At 63.5% G+C, this 13,129-nt stretch carries 19 protein-coding genes and 1 pseudogene; 6 read left to right on the plus strand and 14 right to left on the minus strand.

The window, feature by feature from the left end; all coding sequences use genetic code 11:
• Positions 1-86: 86 nt before the first annotated feature.
• Both LMA02_RS30780 and LMA02_RS30785 read right to left on the minus strand, forming a co-directional pair.
• Complete coding sequence (locus LMA02_RS30780; RefSeq protein WP_228910485.1) at positions 87-995, minus strand: LysR family transcriptional regulator; 909 nt, start codon at positions 993-995, stop codon at positions 87-89.
• Between the two features lie 75 nt (positions 996-1,070).
• On the minus strand, positions 1,071-1,352 hold the full coding sequence (locus LMA02_RS30785; protein ID WP_228910486.1) for a XapX domain-containing protein: 282 nt from the start codon (positions 1,350-1,352) through the stop codon (positions 1,071-1,073).
• A gap of 310 nt (positions 1,353-1,662) precedes the next feature.
• Between LMA02_RS30785 and LMA02_RS30790 the strand changes: the two genes are divergently transcribed.
• The 5 genes from LMA02_RS30790 to LMA02_RS30810 all read left to right on the plus strand — a co-directional run bounded on the left by LMA02_RS30790 (position 1,663) and on the right by LMA02_RS30810 (position 5,824).
• Complete coding sequence (locus tag LMA02_RS30790) at positions 1,663-2,349, plus strand: hydrolase (RefSeq protein WP_228910487.1); 687 nt, start codon at positions 1,663-1,665, stop codon at positions 2,347-2,349.
• 165 nt (positions 2,350-2,514) lie between these two features.
• Positions 2,515-2,682 (plus strand): DUF1427 family protein, encoded by a 168-nt coding sequence (locus tag LMA02_RS30795; protein ID WP_105789109.1) that lies wholly within the window; start codon positions 2,515-2,517, stop codon positions 2,680-2,682.
• Between the two features lie 19 nt (positions 2,683-2,701).
• Positions 2,702-4,594, plus strand: a complete 1,893-nt coding sequence (locus LMA02_RS30800; protein ID WP_228910488.1) for an amidohydrolase — start codon at positions 2,702-2,704, stop codon at positions 4,592-4,594.
• A 1-nt stretch (position 4,595) separates the two neighbouring features.
• Positions 4,596-5,042, plus strand: coding sequence for a DoxX family protein (locus LMA02_RS30805; protein WP_228910489.1), 447 nt, complete (start codon positions 4,596-4,598; stop codon positions 5,040-5,042).
• 89 nt (positions 5,043-5,131) lie between these two features.
• Positions 5,132-5,824, plus strand: coding sequence for a YoaK family protein (locus LMA02_RS30810; protein WP_228910490.1), 693 nt, complete (start codon positions 5,132-5,134; stop codon positions 5,822-5,824).
• A 342-nt stretch (positions 5,825-6,166) separates the two neighbouring features.
• Here LMA02_RS30810 and LMA02_RS30815 read toward each other — a convergent pair whose 3' ends face one another.
• From LMA02_RS30815 to gfa, 9 genes and pseudogenes are all read right to left on the minus strand, one after another.
• Positions 6,167-6,451, minus strand: a complete 285-nt coding sequence (locus LMA02_RS30815) for a hypothetical protein (RefSeq protein WP_006754724.1) — start codon at positions 6,449-6,451, stop codon at positions 6,167-6,169.
• A 135-nt stretch (positions 6,452-6,586) separates the two neighbouring features.
• Positions 6,587-6,801 (minus strand): annotated as a pseudogene (locus LMA02_RS30820) (hypothetical protein).
• Positions 6,802-7,351: 550 nt separating this feature from the next.
• Positions 7,352-7,558 (minus strand): hypothetical protein, encoded by a 207-nt coding sequence (locus LMA02_RS30825; RefSeq protein WP_041491760.1) that lies wholly within the window; start codon positions 7,556-7,558, stop codon positions 7,352-7,354.
• A gap of 9 nt (positions 7,559-7,567) precedes the next feature.
• Positions 7,568-7,780 carry a 30S ribosomal protein S21 gene (gene rpsU / locus LMA02_RS30830; protein WP_006754722.1) on the minus strand — a complete coding sequence of 71 codons (213 nt, stop codon included), beginning with the start codon at positions 7,778-7,780 and terminating at the stop codon, positions 7,568-7,570.
• Between the two features lie 33 nt (positions 7,781-7,813).
• Positions 7,814-8,023 (minus strand): hypothetical protein, encoded by a 210-nt coding sequence (locus LMA02_RS30835; RefSeq protein ID WP_006754721.1) that lies wholly within the window; start codon positions 8,021-8,023, stop codon positions 7,814-7,816.
• 46 nt (positions 8,024-8,069) lie between these two features.
• Complete coding sequence (locus LMA02_RS30840; protein ID WP_006754720.1) at positions 8,070-8,354, minus strand: hypothetical protein; 285 nt, start codon at positions 8,352-8,354, stop codon at positions 8,070-8,072.
• A gap of 340 nt (positions 8,355-8,694) precedes the next feature.
• Complete coding sequence (locus LMA02_RS30845; protein ID WP_228910491.1) at positions 8,695-8,850, minus strand: hypothetical protein; 156 nt, start codon at positions 8,848-8,850, stop codon at positions 8,695-8,697.
• Between the two features lie 239 nt (positions 8,851-9,089).
• Positions 9,090-9,293, minus strand: coding sequence for a cold-shock protein (locus tag LMA02_RS30850; RefSeq protein WP_006754718.1), 204 nt, complete (start codon positions 9,291-9,293; stop codon positions 9,090-9,092).
• Between the two features lie 906 nt (positions 9,294-10,199).
• A complete protein-coding gene (gene gfa / locus LMA02_RS30855) occupies positions 10,200-10,775 on the minus strand; it encodes an S-(hydroxymethyl)glutathione synthase (RefSeq protein ID WP_228910492.1) in 576 nt (191 codons plus the stop codon).
• Here gfa and LMA02_RS35635 point away from each other — a divergent pair.
• On the plus strand, positions 10,774-11,085 hold the full coding sequence (locus LMA02_RS35635) for a hypothetical protein (RefSeq protein ID WP_416378702.1): 312 nt from the start codon (positions 10,774-10,776) through the stop codon (positions 11,083-11,085). The genes gfa and LMA02_RS35635 overlap by 2 nt on opposite strands.
• Positions 11,086-11,344: 259 nt before the next feature.
• On the opposite strand, the gene LMA02_RS30865 is transcribed toward LMA02_RS35635, so the two are convergent.
• The 3 genes from LMA02_RS30865 to LMA02_RS30875 all read right to left on the minus strand — a co-directional run bounded on the left by LMA02_RS30865 (position 11,345) and on the right by LMA02_RS30875 (position 12,929).
• Entirely contained in the window at positions 11,345-11,749 is a 405-nt protein-coding gene (locus LMA02_RS30865; protein WP_228910493.1) for a cupin domain-containing protein, read from the minus strand.
• 4 nt (positions 11,750-11,753) lie between these two features.
• Entirely contained in the window at positions 11,754-12,233 is a 480-nt protein-coding gene (locus LMA02_RS30870) for a carboxymuconolactone decarboxylase family protein (RefSeq protein WP_006754713.1), read from the minus strand.
• A 195-nt stretch (positions 12,234-12,428) separates the two neighbouring features.
• Positions 12,429-12,929: an Ohr family peroxiredoxin gene (locus tag LMA02_RS30875; protein ID WP_228910494.1), complete on the minus strand. Its 501-nt coding sequence runs from the start codon at positions 12,927-12,929 to the stop codon at positions 12,429-12,431.
• Positions 12,930-13,129 lie beyond the last annotated feature (200 nt).

A 13,129-nucleotide genomic window follows, 5' to 3' on the forward strand; every position in this document is an offset into this window, starting at 1 on the left:
ATGCCGGGATCCGGACGCGTGATCCGAGAGGGAGATGAAGTGCGTTCGCGATCCGTTCGGCCGACACGTCAGGATCACTGGCGGGATCACGCAAGCGCGAGGAACCGGTCGACGAGATCGGGGCGATCGAGCTGCTCGACCCACCAGCGCAACGCGCGGCCGGCTTCGTCGCTGCGCCACGCCATGTAGCAATGCGTCGTGTCGCGCATGCCGGTCACCTGGCGGGCGACGAGCTTGCCCTGTGCGATCGCGCGCGCCGCGATGCAGTCCGGCAGCGTGCCCACGGCGAGTCCTTCGCACTGCGCGGCCAGTTTTGCCGCGAGGGTCGGTACCGCGAGCGTCGGCTGCCCGGCATCGACCGCGACCGAGCGCGGCTGCAGTTCGCGAGACGTATCGCTGATGACGGCGCCGCGATGCTCGACGATCGACGCCATCGACAGCGGTTCGGGCAAGGCCGCGAGCGGATGGGTGGGCGCGACCGCGAACACGTGCCTGAGCGTGCCGATCGGCCGCGTAACGATGCCCGGCAGCTCCGGCGGCTCGCCCGTCGCGCCGACGACGAGATCCGCACGGCGCGCAACCAGCGCGTCCCAGGTGCCACCGAGGACTTCGGTCGAGAGCCGCAGCCGCGTGTCCATTTCGAGCCCGTAGAACGCATGCACGCAAGGCCATAGCGCGTCGAACGGCAGGATCTCGTCGATACAGATGCGCAGCTCGGTTTCCCAGCCTTGCTGCGCGCGCTGTGCCTTGAGTTCGAGCTGTTCCGCCGCATGCAGAAGCCGCCGGCCTTCTTCGACGACGACGCGACCCGCATGCGTGAGCTTCGCACGGCGTCCGCTGCGGTCGAACAGGGCGACGCCGAGGTCGCCCTCGAGCTTTTGCACGAGGTAACTCAGGGCCGACGGTACGCGATGCAGCAGTTCCGCGGCTTCGGCGAACGTGCCGGTGCGGTCGATCGCGTCCAGCGCTTCGAGCGCTTCGAATGACAGCTTCATGATGGATTTCACAGGCGGGGCATCGGGCCGTCATGTTAACGCCCCGAGCCCCTTTGTCCAGTCAATAGCGATCCGTCACGTCGGCGTCGACTCGTGGTGCTTCCCCGCGGCGTTGGATGGCTGCGCGCCGGGCAGCGAGCCGAACATGTGCTGGGTGCACTTCGCCTCGCTCCATGCGGCCTTCAGGTGGATGCCCGCGAGCATCCGGCGAGCGACCGGCAGGATCTGTTCGCCGGCAAGGATGCCCAACAGGCCGGCCAGCGCAATGGTGGGCGGAGCGGGCGATTGCACGCCGATCAACGCGTAGACGGCGCCGGCGAGAATGCCGGCCAATAGCGACGAAATGTACGGTTTCATAATATAAATTGAAGTGAATGACAACCGCGTGGAAAGATATGAATAACGCCCCGCCGATGAACCGACGAAGTCGAAAAAGAGCCTATCAGGTCATCGCTGGAGCGGCGCGAAAATTCAACTGATTTAAGATCTTTTAAGAATTTGTTTTAGGGATTTTTTTAAACAGAACGATTAATTGGCATTGCTGCAAGTTTCCATGTTGAATGGTAGACGTTGGCAGGCAAACCTCCCAGCACAGCACATCGGGCCCCCCCCCGGCTTGCCGGCGAGGCAGGCTTTATTTTTCTCCACGTCAAAGGACATGACCGCCATGAGCAATCCGAAGCTTGAAGTTCTCACCCCCCAGAACAGCCAGCTGATCTTCATCGACCAGCAGCCGCAGATGGCGTTCGGCGTGCAGTCGATCGATCGCCAGGTGCTGAAGAACAACGTCGTGGGCCTGGCGAAGGCCGCGAAGGTATTCAACATCCCGACCACGATCACGACGGTCGAAAGCGACAGCTTCTCGGGGCATACGTATCCCGAACTGCTCGACGTGTTCCCGAACCAGAAGACGCTCGAACGCACGTCGATGAACTCGTGGGACGACCAGAAGGTGCGTGACGCACTGGCCGCGAACGGCCGCAAGAAGGTGGTCGTGTCGGGCCTGTGGACCGAAGTCTGCAACACGACGTTCGCCCTGTGCGCGATGCTCGAAGGCGACTACGAGATCTACATGGTCGCCGACGCCTCGGGCGGCACGTCGCAAGCCGCGCACGACGTCGCGATGCAGCGCATGGTGCAGGCCGGCGTGGTGCCGGTCACGTGGCAGCAGGTGCTGCTCGAATGGCAACGCGACTGGGCACGCCGCGACAGCTACGACGCGGTGATGGCGATCGCGAAGGAGCATTCGGGCGCGTACGGGATGGGCGTCGATTACGCGTACACGATGGTCCACAATGCGCCGCAACGCACCGCGACGCCGCACGAGTCGATTCCGCCGGTGCCGGCGAAGTAACGCGGACAGTCGGGACTGTCGATGCCGCCGCGGCATGCTCGATGAGCGCGCCGCGGCGGTGATACGTCAATGCGGGCGGCGTGACGCGGTTCATCCGCGGATGCCGCCCGCGGAGCGTTTGCAGGGCATTCGCCTGCATTCCAATTTGTTCGAGAGATTGATCGTATGGAACCTTATCTGGTTTCTCTTGGTGCGGGCCTGCTGATAGGCGTGATCTACAGCGCAATCAAGGTTCGCTCTCCCGCACCGCCGCTGATTGCCCTGGTCGGGTTGCTCGGCATGTTGATTGGCGTGCAGGCGATTCCCGCCCTCAAGCGGCTCATCGGCCTTTGATCGAAGTGAGGTGACGCATATGACCGCAACCGATACCCAACCGGATCTGATCCTGCACAACGGGCGCATCACGACGCTCGATCGTGCGAACCCCGTCGCCACCGCGGTGGCGATCAAGGACGGCCGCTTCGTCGCGGTCGGCAGCAACGCGGACGTCATGCCGCTCGCGGGCCGCGCGACCAAGGTCGTCGACCTCGACGGCCGCGCCGTGCTGCCGGGCCTGACCGACAACCATACGCACGTGATTCGCGGCGGCCTGAACTACAACATGGAGCTGCGCTGGGACGGCGTGCGCTCGCTCGCCGTCGCGATGGAGATGCTCCGGCAGCAGGTCGCGATCACGCCCGCGCCGCAATGGGTGCGCGTGGTCGGCGGCTTCACCGAACATCAGTTTGCCGAGAAGCGCCTGCCGACGATCGAGGAGCTCAATGCGGCCGCGCCCGATACGCCGGTGTTCATCCTGCACCTGTACGATCGCGCGCTGCTGAACGCGGCCGCGCTGCGCGTCGTCGGTTATACGAAGGACACGCCGGAGCCGCCGGGCGGCACGATCCTGCGCGATGCCGCGGGCAACCCGACGGGCCTGCTGCTCGCGAACCCGAACGCGACGATCCTCTACGCGACGCTCGCGAAGGGCCCGAAGCTGCCGTTCGAGTACCAGTACAACTCGACGCGCCACTTCATGCGCGAGCTGAACCGGCTCGGCGTGACGGGCGTGATCGACGCGGGCGGCGGCTCGCAGAACTACCCCGACGATTACGAAGTGATCCGCCAGCTGCACGACGCGGGCGAGATGACCATCCGCATCGCGTACAACCTGTTCACGCAGAAGCCGAACGCGGAGAAGGAAGACTTCGTGAACTGGACGAAGAGCGTCAAGTATCACGACGGCACCGACTACTTCCGCCACAACGGCGCGGGCGAGATGCTGGTGTTTTCCGCGGCCGACTTCGAGGACTTCCGCGTCGCGCGTCCGGATCTGCCCGCGCAGATGGAGGACGATCTCGAAGGCGTCGTGCGCGTGCTCGCGCAGAACCGCTGGCCGTGGCGCATGCATGCGACCTACGAAGAAACGATCAGCCGCGCGCTCGACGTGTTCGAGAAGGTCAACGAGGACATCCCGCTTGAAGGGCTGAACTGGTTCTTCGATCACGCGGAAACGATCTCCGAGCGATCGATGGACCGGATCGCGGCGCTTGGCGGCGGCATCGCGGTGCAGCACCGGATGGCGTATCAGGGCGAGTACTTCGTCGAGCGTTATGGCGCGCAGGCGGCCGAGGCGACGCCGCCGGTCGCGAAGATGCTGTCCAAGGGCATCAAGGTGTCGGCCGGCACGGACGCGACACGGGTGGCGTCGTACAACCCGTGGGTGTCGCTCGCATGGCTCGTGACGGGCAAGACGGTCGGCGGGATGCGCCTGTATCCGCAGCGCAACCTGCTCGATCGCGAAACCGCGCTGCGCATGTGGACCGAGTACGTGACGTGGTTCTCGAACGAAGTGGGCAAGAAGGGCCGCATCGCGGTCGGTCAGCTGGCGGACCTGATGGTCCCCGACCGTGATTTCTTCACGTGCGCGGAGGACGATATCGTCGACACGACGGCGTTGCTGACCGTGGTCGGCGGGCGCATCGTGTGGGGTGCCGGGCCGTTCGCGTCGCACGATTTGCCGATTCCGCCGGCGATGCCGGACTGGTCGCCGGTGCGCACCTACGGCGGCTATGGCGGCTGGGGCGCGACGCAGCGCGAGGGCGCGCCGCTGCAGCGAGCAGCAGCGGCCGCTGCCGCGTGCGGTTGTTCGACCGCCTGTGGCATGCACGGCCATGCGCATGCGAGCGCGTGGGGCCGCACGTTGCCGACGTCGGACGCGAAGGGCTTCTGGGGCGCGTTCGGCTGTTCGTGCTGGGCGGTCTGACATGGCGACCCTGACCGGCCGGTGCAGCCCCGGGTGGATTCGCGCGCTCCTGTCGCAGGCGTGGGTCGGATCGCTGGTCCGGCTCGCGCTCGTTTCCGCGTTCCTGATCGGCGGGGTGAACAAGGCGATGCACTTCGGCGATGCGGTCGCGGAGCAGGCGCATTTCGGCCTGCACCCGCCCGCGCTGTGGGCGGCGCTGGCGGTGGCGGTGGAGATCGGCGGCTCGCTGTGCGTGGTGTTTCGCCGCTTCACGTGGCTCGGCGCGGGCAGCCTCGGCATGCTGACGCTCGTCGCGATGGCCGTGGCGAACGACTTCTGGAACCGCTCGGGCGCCGAACATTTCATGGCGCTGAACAGCTTTTTCGAGCATCTGGGCTTGATTGCGGCGCTCGTCCTTGTCACCATCGTCGGCGATATTCAACGGGGGGAGGGCGACGGCAATCCCTGACGGCCGGGTCGGTCCTCCCGCGAACGCGACGCGGCAACCGTGCAACTCACGGTCGCCACGTCGCCCAACCTTTACGCAAACATCACGAATTGAAATCTGAAGACACCCTTCTTTCCGCGGTCGCCGGGTTCGTCGATACGCTGAGCTTCGTCTCGCTGTTCGGGTTGTTCACCGCACACGTGACGGGCAACTTCGTGCTGATCGGCGCGGGCGTCGCCGGATACGGGCAGGGCCTCCTGCTGAAACTGAGCGTGTTTCCCGCCTTCATATGCGGCGTCATCGCGGCGAGCCTGATCGCGCGGTCGTTGTCCGCGCGGCCGGCATGGCAGGGCGCGCGTGCGCTGTATGCGGTGCAGGCCGTGATGCTGCTCGGCTTCTGTGTGGCCGGCGTGTGGGCGACGCCCGTCACGCAGTCCGACAGCCTGCCGGTGCTGGTGGCCGGCATCGTCGGCACGTTCGCGATGGGCGTGCAGAACGCGCATCCGCGCGTGATCGCCCGCGCAAGCGTGCCGAACACGGTGATGACGGGCAACGTCACGCAGGCGATTCTCGATGTGGTCGACCTGTTGTCCGCCGGCACGGCAGACAGCGCGCGCGTGGCCGCACGCGCACGGTTCGGCAAGATGTTGCCGGCGATCGTCGCGTTTGCGCTGGGCGCAATGGCTGGCGCGCTCGGCTTTCGCTACATCGGATTCTGGGCGCTGCTCGCGCCGGCTGGCGCGCTCGCGGCACTGGCATTGACGTCCGGCGCGCACGACACGGCGCCTGCCGTGCGGAGCTGAGTTAGCCGACACGCCGCGCGGCGGCCGGCAGGCCGTCGGCGCAAAGCGGTCTCCCCGGGATGAACGCCGGGGGAATTGGACGTCTGGGGGGGGGCGCTGCTGGAGCCGCCGCGGCAGCGCGCTTCCTTACGCCATCGACTCAAGGTCGTACGACGGCGCCGGATGCGCTACTGGTCGCCGTCTCGTGGGTTGCCCCAAAACAAGAAGACGATCACACAGCACAACACAGCACCCACCAAAACCAGTTTCATGCTGCGCCTTGCCTGCAGTGGACGGGATGTTCCGCATTCGGATAGCGCGGTCGAATCGCCCCGCGCCGGGGCCCCACTCGGAAATCGAATTTCAGAGAACGGCGAGCAACCGCAGCTGATGCTCGGTTTCGGTCCCTTTTACCAGTGCGTAGAACCGCGCCTGCCCACGCTCGAGTGTCGACAGATTCTGTGCGTCGGAAAACATGTTCCATTCGTCACCGTCGATACGCTCGAGTTTTCCGCGAGTCCGTGCAAACGCGAGCAACAACCGACTGGCTTCCCGTCGGATGACGACGCGCTCCATATCCAGCACATAGGGCTGCCAGCCGCTCAGCAGGACGAGGTAGTGGGGTATGGATGTCGGGTCATTGATCATCGCGGCGTGGCTTCGTCTCGGATGGCGTTGGCAAATCGGACTCCTTCCAACCGGGCCGTCTGCGTGGGGCTATCGATGTGGAAGGAAGAGGCCGTCAGCTACGTGCTTCACGTCCGTGCGCCGACTTCCCCATTTTCAGCCAAATTGCGCGGTCAACCAACCTTCCCCCATTTCGCTGCATACGCAACTGCATCGTCGCGGCGTTCGAAGGCAGCCAGATCGCCGCTGCAGAGGACCTGCCGCTCATCTCCGTCGACGAGTAACGTGGTAATCCTCGCATGTGCGATGTACTGTCCATCGGCCCTGCGTGGCGTCGGATCGATTCGGAACCGTGTCGAATTGAAGAGCATGGGCTCCTCCAGGATTAGGGTTGTCGCGGGCTACGTGGTCGACGAGTCCGGTGAAGGCGAGTGGGCCGGAAAGGGCTTTTCATGATCCGGCAGCGGTTGGCTGACCGGATCGGCAACTCACCCACCCGCTTTGGTTCGTCCCCGTGCGCGCGATGCCACTATCAGACATGCTCTCGAAGGTACCGAATGCACTTTATCCGCAGGCCCGACCGATTGGCGAGCACGCCTCGGTGGCGGGCTGTCGAGTCGTCTTCAACGCCAGGAAGCCGCTCCGGGCGCGCAGGATCGTCCACGGAATGGACGGACTTCGCGATCTGAAGAGACGCGTGCCCTATCCAGACACGATCGCGCCACTCGCATTTCGCGCGGTGGACGATCAGCCATGCCTGCAGTGATTCCACGAGCTGAAAGGGTGACAACCATTCGCGCGTTTTCCTTTTGGTGACCAGCTGAAGGGCAACAAGGAAACAGAGCAAGTCCACGTACCGGGTCGCGACGCGCATGGTTGGTCTTCTGCTTTTGATGCTTGTGAAGCGTCCGCGCCGGCGGCTCAGCCTTGAACGCTGAGCGCTTTCTCGATGGCTGCAATCAATTTGAAGGCATCGTCCCGGCCGATCAGGAGGCCGCGGCTGGTGTACTCACAGCCGAACGCATAGAAGCTCGGCAGTAGCGTCACCATGTCTTTCTGTCGATCGAAATCCACCTGGCATTTCGTCAACGGGAAAAACGGTGGGGCGTCGGCCGGCAGGTTGGACACGATGCGCTCCTAGTACATTTTGCGCGGGGGCAACATGCGCTTCGCGCGCAGGCGCTGCCGGGCAACGGCACTGGCCTTTTTGCGCTTGCGTTCCGTCGTGGGCTTTTCATAGCCGGTGCGGCTGCGTAGCTCGCGAATCAACCCGGTTTTCTCGATGTCACGGCGGAATCGGCGCAGCGCGACATCGATCGGTTCGTTGACTTTCAGTGTGACGGTTGTCATGGTTGCCCTGTTTGAGAACGTTCGAATAAGAAATTAGCCGAGTCGTGTCATGACGGCGCTCGCTATCTCGTCGGACTCGAATTCCGAGTGTCCGGCACCCATCGATAGCGCGCGTATTGCGCCGTACATTTGCAACTCTTGCTGATGACACAGAGCCGAATCAGAGATTCCGGCCAGCGAGATCGTGTCGGCCCACGTAACCTCGTGCCGTCCGATCAATGCGAGTAGTTCGTCAATGACCATGTTGCTCTCCAGATTGCCGACGCATCGCATCGGCTGGGTAGCCGCCTCAGCCTGCGTTCGACAGGAACGCGTGTGTTTCGCGATTGTCGTCGATGATGTTCTCGGCATAGCGCACCGATGCACGACGTGCGTCACCGGCAGTACCGAACGGCCCGTTATCGCGAAGCCGGTAAGTCTGGCTTTGCGTCTGTGTGTCCGTCGCACCGCGAAGACAAATCCTGACTGCTGCGTCGAAGCCGGCGTCGTAGTTGTGCGGAGCACCATTCGCTGCCGGTACGTGCGGGTAAATCAGTGGATAGATCTCGAATCCACGGTAGGAATGCATGCTCATGACAAACTCCTGTCGTTCGGCCGTGGCGAAAAGCACGGTCGAACTCGTCCGGCCGATATCCGTCCATTGTCGGGCGGGCCGGCGGGGGTGAAAGGGACAAAATTGCAGCGCGGCGGAGGGGGATGCAACAAGCGCGCGGTGGTGGAGGGGAGCGTTCGGAGGGCTGATGATCGCTCGGATAAGCCCATCATACGCGCATCGTTCGCCGGGCCTCCAACTTATTCCGTATTACATCCTGCAACCCGGCAGGCGCGTGGTGACGGATCGTGACCGGCTTCGCCTCGCACTGCAACAGGTTGCGCGACAGCCGCTGCTGCTTGTGCAGCCGCGCTCTCGGTCGCTATTGCGCCGACGTCGTGCGCTTTTTTTGCTGCGTCTTCGTGATCGAGGACTCTTTCGGCGGCACCCAGTTCAATGCCGTGCCGAACTTCGGCAACATCGGCTGCTGCTTGGTACGTGGAGGCGCCTTGTTGCCGCGAGACTGATATTGGGTCATGGAAATTCTCCTGCCGCGTCGCGTGCGCGATCCTGCGAGGATGGCTGGTCCGAGCCCGGATGCGCGGTCGAACACGCGCACCGTGAGGGCGCATCTGCCTGCACGCAGGTTCAATGTCTCCCTGCGAAGCGGACGGACCAGTCGGGCCGGCATCGAGACGCGTAGCGCCGCGAGGCCATGCATGACACAAGGAGCGGCGGCAATGCGTCGCTCCTTGCGCGAATTGAGGCTTGAGGCGGTTACAGCGGGGTGATGTTCGCTGCCTGCAGGCCCTTGGGGCCGCTCTTGGTCTCGTAGCTCACCTTCTGGCCTTCGGCGAGCGTCTTGAAACCGTCGCCGCGAATTTCGGAGAAATGAGCGAACAGATCGTCGCCGCCTTTATCCGGCGTGATGAAGCCAAAGCCTTTGCCGTCGTTGAACCACTTGACAGTACCGGTATCCATGTTAGATCTCCTGAGAATAGACGAGCGGATGCGCCACGAATGGACGCGGGAAAAATAATCAAGGAGGGAGAGGACAACGAATACCGCAGTTCGCGGTCGATGATGAGCAGCAGTCGCGCTTCTTGAATACTTCACGGCCGACAGTACGCGGCGGCGACATAGGTGTCAAGCGTTTTCGGTCAAGAGCGGAACACGACCCTCGTTCGTTCCTGACGGATTTCGGGCCAGTTTGAGCGTCGTCAGTCCCCAGACGCACAAGTTGTTGCGATGACGGGAGCCGTGACGCGGGAATAACAAATGCTCGACGTCTGATGAAATCTGCGACGGCTCACTCTGCGTAATGAGCTTGACGCAAAACCGTGTTGGGAGGCGTCTGTGAGAACCGAACGAGAACTGTTTGAGCAATGGTGGTTTCGCGATACGCCAAGCGAGTATCGTGCCGACGTCGTCAACCGGGTCCGCGATCAGGACGGCTACGTCAGGGGCACACGGGTGGCCGCTGCATGGGATGGGTGGCAGGGTGCACGCAAAAGCCAGAACTGGATCAGGACGAGTCAACACTGTCCGACGCGTCTGGATGCCGATCAGGCACTTAACGTGTTGGCCTGGACGCACGGAGGATTCGCGGTCGTCGCTCGATTCGAGGACGTGGCGAACCCGCAGTCCGGGTACACGCACTGGATTCCGCTTCCATCGGCGCCCGAGAATTAGGTGCCGGTCGGTGCGAAGGAGAGAATTGCCGTCCGGCACGTGCTGCTCGTCGAGGACGAGCCGGAATCGAAAAACGCTGCTGTAATTTGGACAACGGTGGCCCGTGCCGTGGAAAGCGGCACCGCGATGCTCGCGAGCGCCAGGATATGGCCCGACGCGCAGCTTCCCGCCGCGCGCCCACCCGTGGCGATGAACTCAAGCCTCCCGGTATGTCCCCTTGGCTTTCGCCGTTTGCGTTGCCAGCGCATCCATCAGCGGCGGGTTCAGGCAATCGTAGGGCTCCAGCCCTTTGCCGCGCAGCGTGTCGCGCACGTCCGCCATCAACGACGGCGGCGTGCCGCTCTCGATGATCGACGACACGAATGCAGCGAAGCCGGGCCCGTCCCAGCCGGCATCCGGCGACAGTTCGGTATGAATGAAATCCAGGCCGTAAAACGCATGGTCGGCATTTTCGATGCGTCCGAACAGGTGCGTGCCGCATGCGGAGCACGCATGGCGCTGAATCAACGCCTTGTCGTCGACGATGCGCAGTTTCTCGCCATGTGCGGTCACGGTGACCTTGTCGCGCGGCACGACGCCCACGACGGAAAACAGCGCGCCGGCCGGCTTCCAGCACTTCGTGCAGCCGCACGCGTGATTGAATGCGACCTGCGCATCGACCCGAACCTCGACCGGATCCTGCGTGCACAGGCAGCGCAGCGTACCGCCCGCGAAATCGGCGGCGCCCTTTTGAATGCCGCGATCGACGGCGGGATGAATGGCGACGGACATGTTCATGCTCCTTTTCGATGCTTCACTGGTGAACGACGGCTCGGATCGACTTCCCCTTGCGTATCGGAGCGAATGCTTCGTTGATTTCGGAGAGCGATTTCGCGTGTGTCACGAACGGCGCAAGCCCAACCTTGCCGTTCATTGCGTCCTCGACCATGCCGGGTCGTCGCGAGCAGCCCTTGCCGGAAAATCGATTCGTATTCGGCGCGTTGCTCCGGCACGCGCGAGCGCATCGATCTGCCCTTTTGCGCGACGGGCGCGCGCGCAAGAACCCGCCATGATTCTGCGCCTTTTAGGTCGCCTCTCGTGATTCGGGTGAAACTGGGGGGGAGTATGTGACGGATACTGGTGGGGAGTATACCAGGCGATGTCCCGATTCCGGAATCATCGTGCCGGGAGAACGAGGGTGGCCTGACGAAAGACGTCGACGTCGCTGATGACGCACCGTGAGGCGGCGGCGCAAGCGGCTGCATTGAGCCGGATTCCCGCGCAGCTCGCGCACCGGATCGCGAGCAGGCTTCCGGTGCGCTGAGCGGGCCCGGCGTCGCCGGGCCTCCACGATGATCCTGCTATTTCACGGGTGTGAGGATCGGCGCACCCTGGTTCTTGATCATGAACACGACGAATCTTGCCGGCTTCGTGCTGCTGGCATTGCGTCCGACCGTGTGGATGTCCTTCGGGCCTTCGTGGTATGTGTCGCCGGCGTGAAGCGTGACCTCCTTCCCACCGTTCAGGCCCATCACGATGCTGCCGTCGAGCACATAGACGAATGCGTGCGCGTCGTGACGATGAACGGGATCGACGCTGCCGGGCGGATAATCCACGACGATCATCTCGGCCTCCTTGCCCGGATACTCGGGCAACGGCTCCGTGGTCAGCGTTGTAACCGTGGCTTGAGGTGCGGCGGCGGCCGGCTGAACGGGCATCAGCAGCGACAGCGCAAGCGGTGCAAGCGTGAGCATGATGCGTTTCATGTCGTTACTCCAGGTTGGCCTTCTCGAGCCCGAACGTCTTGTCGAACGACCCGGGCACGATGCGGAACGCGACATTCAGCCGGTTCCAGCAGTTGATCGCACCGACGAGGAAGGTCAGGTCCGACAGCTCCTTCTCGGAATAGTGGGCCCGCACGCGTTCGTAGAGATCATCCGGCACGCCATCCGACGAAAGATGCGTCAGGGCTTCGGTCCATGCGAGCGCGGCGCGCTCGCGCGGCGAAAACAGCGTCGACTCGCGCCAGATCGCGACGTGATGCATGCGCAGTTCGCGCTCGCCGTGGATCCGGGCCATCTTGACGTGCATGTCGACGCAGAACGCGCAGCCGTTCAGTTGTGATGCGCGAATCTCGACGAGTTCGCGGACCGGCACTTCGATCGTCGTCTTTTGAAACAACCCGTCGAGCTCGACGAGTTTTTTGGTGAATTCCGGCGATTGCTGAAAGTAGTTGATACGTTGCGTCATGATCCGTTCTCCTGATTTGTGGAAGCGGGTACTGCCGGCCCTGCGTATCGCGATCGATCGCACGACCCGCTTGGCAGCCATCGTAATCGCGGGTCTCGCGGGCCAGTAGTACCGGGCGCGTGCGCACTCTGTTGTCGCTTCGGCACCAATCGCGTGTGAAGGGCATCGGTGTGACCGCACACCGCCGAGGTTCAGTCATGCCGACACGACGACGACACTGCAGATTCCCTGCCGCGCCATCTTCGTATAGGGGCACAGGCGCTCCGTGTCACGGGCCAGACGTTCCGCGACCTGCGGGTCCACATCCGGCATGCGGAGGGTGACATTGGCGGTTAGCGCATATCCGCCATCCACCGGATCACGACCAAACGACACTTCGACAGCCACGGTTGTTTTCCGGATGTCGATCCGTTCGCGCTGTGCCAGAAGGCTCAGCGCACCGTGGAAGCATGCGGCATAACCGGCAGCAAAAAGCTGTTCGGGATTGGTGCCGCCGCCCGGACCGCCAAGTTCGGTGGGCAACCGTAAATCAAGGATGAGACAACCGTCGTCGGATCTCGCAACGCCCGATGCACGGCCGTGCCCGGATTCACCACCCGAGACCGTGACCGTGGTCGTGTAGAGCGCGGCGAATTTCCGCCCGCGGTATTTGTCGAGCAGTGTCAGCGACGGAGGTTGCAACCTCTCGTTCTCCATATGCCTCCCGATTGTTTGTACTGTCCAACGCGAGCGTCCCGAATCTTGCGTATCGGGGCGATGCGCCGTTTTTTCGAAGCGAATCCGCGCAATGGTGCAGGTCGTGCCTGCAAGTCGATCCCCATGACCTCCATCGGAACGATGGGCCAAACGCCCTTGCATGCTAGGCAAAGACGAGCCGCCGTACCAGATCGCACCGG

Origin of the sequence: Burkholderia sp. B21-005, from assembly GCF_020843965.1 — a bacterium.
Taxonomy (GTDB): domain Bacteria; phylum Pseudomonadota; class Gammaproteobacteria; order Burkholderiales; family Burkholderiaceae; genus Burkholderia; species Burkholderia ambifaria.

Excerpts from the sequence above, each read along its gene's own strand:
- LMA02_RS30845 (WP_228910491.1), bottom strand. The coding sequence starts at position 8,850 with ATGACCCAATATCAGTCTCGCGGCAACAAGGCGCCTCCACGTACCAAG.
- LMA02_RS30795 (WP_105789109.1), top strand. The coding sequence starts at position 2,515 with ATGGAACCTTATCTGGTTTCTCTTGGTGCGGGCCTGCTGATAGGCGTG.
- LMA02_RS30815 (WP_006754724.1), bottom strand. The coding sequence starts at position 6,451 with ATGATCAATGACCCGACATCCATACCCCACTACCTCGTCCTGCTGAGC.
- LMA02_RS30835 (WP_006754721.1), bottom strand. The coding sequence starts at position 8,023 with ATGGTCATTGACGAACTACTCGCATTGATCGGACGGCACGAGGTTACG.
- LMA02_RS30850 (WP_006754718.1), bottom strand. The coding sequence starts at position 9,293 with ATGGATACCGGTACTGTCAAGTGGTTCAACGACGGCAAAGGCTTTGGC.
- LMA02_RS30800 (WP_228910488.1), top strand. The coding sequence starts at position 2,702 with ATGACCGCAACCGATACCCAACCGGATCTGATCCTGCACAACGGGCGC.
- LMA02_RS35635 (WP_416378702.1), top strand. The coding sequence starts at position 10,774 with ATGTTCATGCTCCTTTTCGATGCTTCACTGGTGAACGACGGCTCGGAT.
- LMA02_RS30785 (WP_228910486.1), bottom strand. The coding sequence starts at position 1,352 with ATGAAACCGTACATTTCGTCGCTATTGGCCGGCATTCTCGCCGGCGCC.
- LMA02_RS30840 (WP_006754720.1), bottom strand. The coding sequence starts at position 8,354 with ATGAGCATGCATTCCTACCGTGGATTCGAGATCTATCCACTGATTTAC.
- gfa (WP_228910492.1), bottom strand. The coding sequence starts at position 10,775 with ATGTCCGTCGCCATTCATCCCGCCGTCGATCGCGGCATTCAAAAGGGC.
- LMA02_RS30780 (WP_228910485.1), bottom strand. The coding sequence starts at position 995 with ATGAAGCTGTCATTCGAAGCGCTCGAAGCGCTGGACGCGATCGACCGC.
- rpsU (WP_006754722.1), bottom strand. The coding sequence starts at position 7,780 with ATGACAACCGTCACACTGAAAGTCAACGAACCGATCGATGTCGCGCTG.
- LMA02_RS30805 (WP_228910489.1), top strand. The coding sequence starts at position 4,596 with ATGGCGACCCTGACCGGCCGGTGCAGCCCCGGGTGGATTCGCGCGCTC.
- LMA02_RS30875 (WP_228910494.1), bottom strand. The coding sequence starts at position 12,929 with ATGGAGAACGAGAGGTTGCAACCTCCGTCGCTGACACTGCTCGACAAA.
- LMA02_RS30790 (WP_228910487.1), top strand. The coding sequence starts at position 1,663 with ATGAGCAATCCGAAGCTTGAAGTTCTCACCCCCCAGAACAGCCAGCTG.
- LMA02_RS30865 (WP_228910493.1), bottom strand. The coding sequence starts at position 11,749 with ATGAAACGCATCATGCTCACGCTTGCACCGCTTGCGCTGTCGCTGCTG.
- LMA02_RS30870 (WP_006754713.1), bottom strand. The coding sequence starts at position 12,233 with ATGACGCAACGTATCAACTACTTTCAGCAATCGCCGGAATTCACCAAA.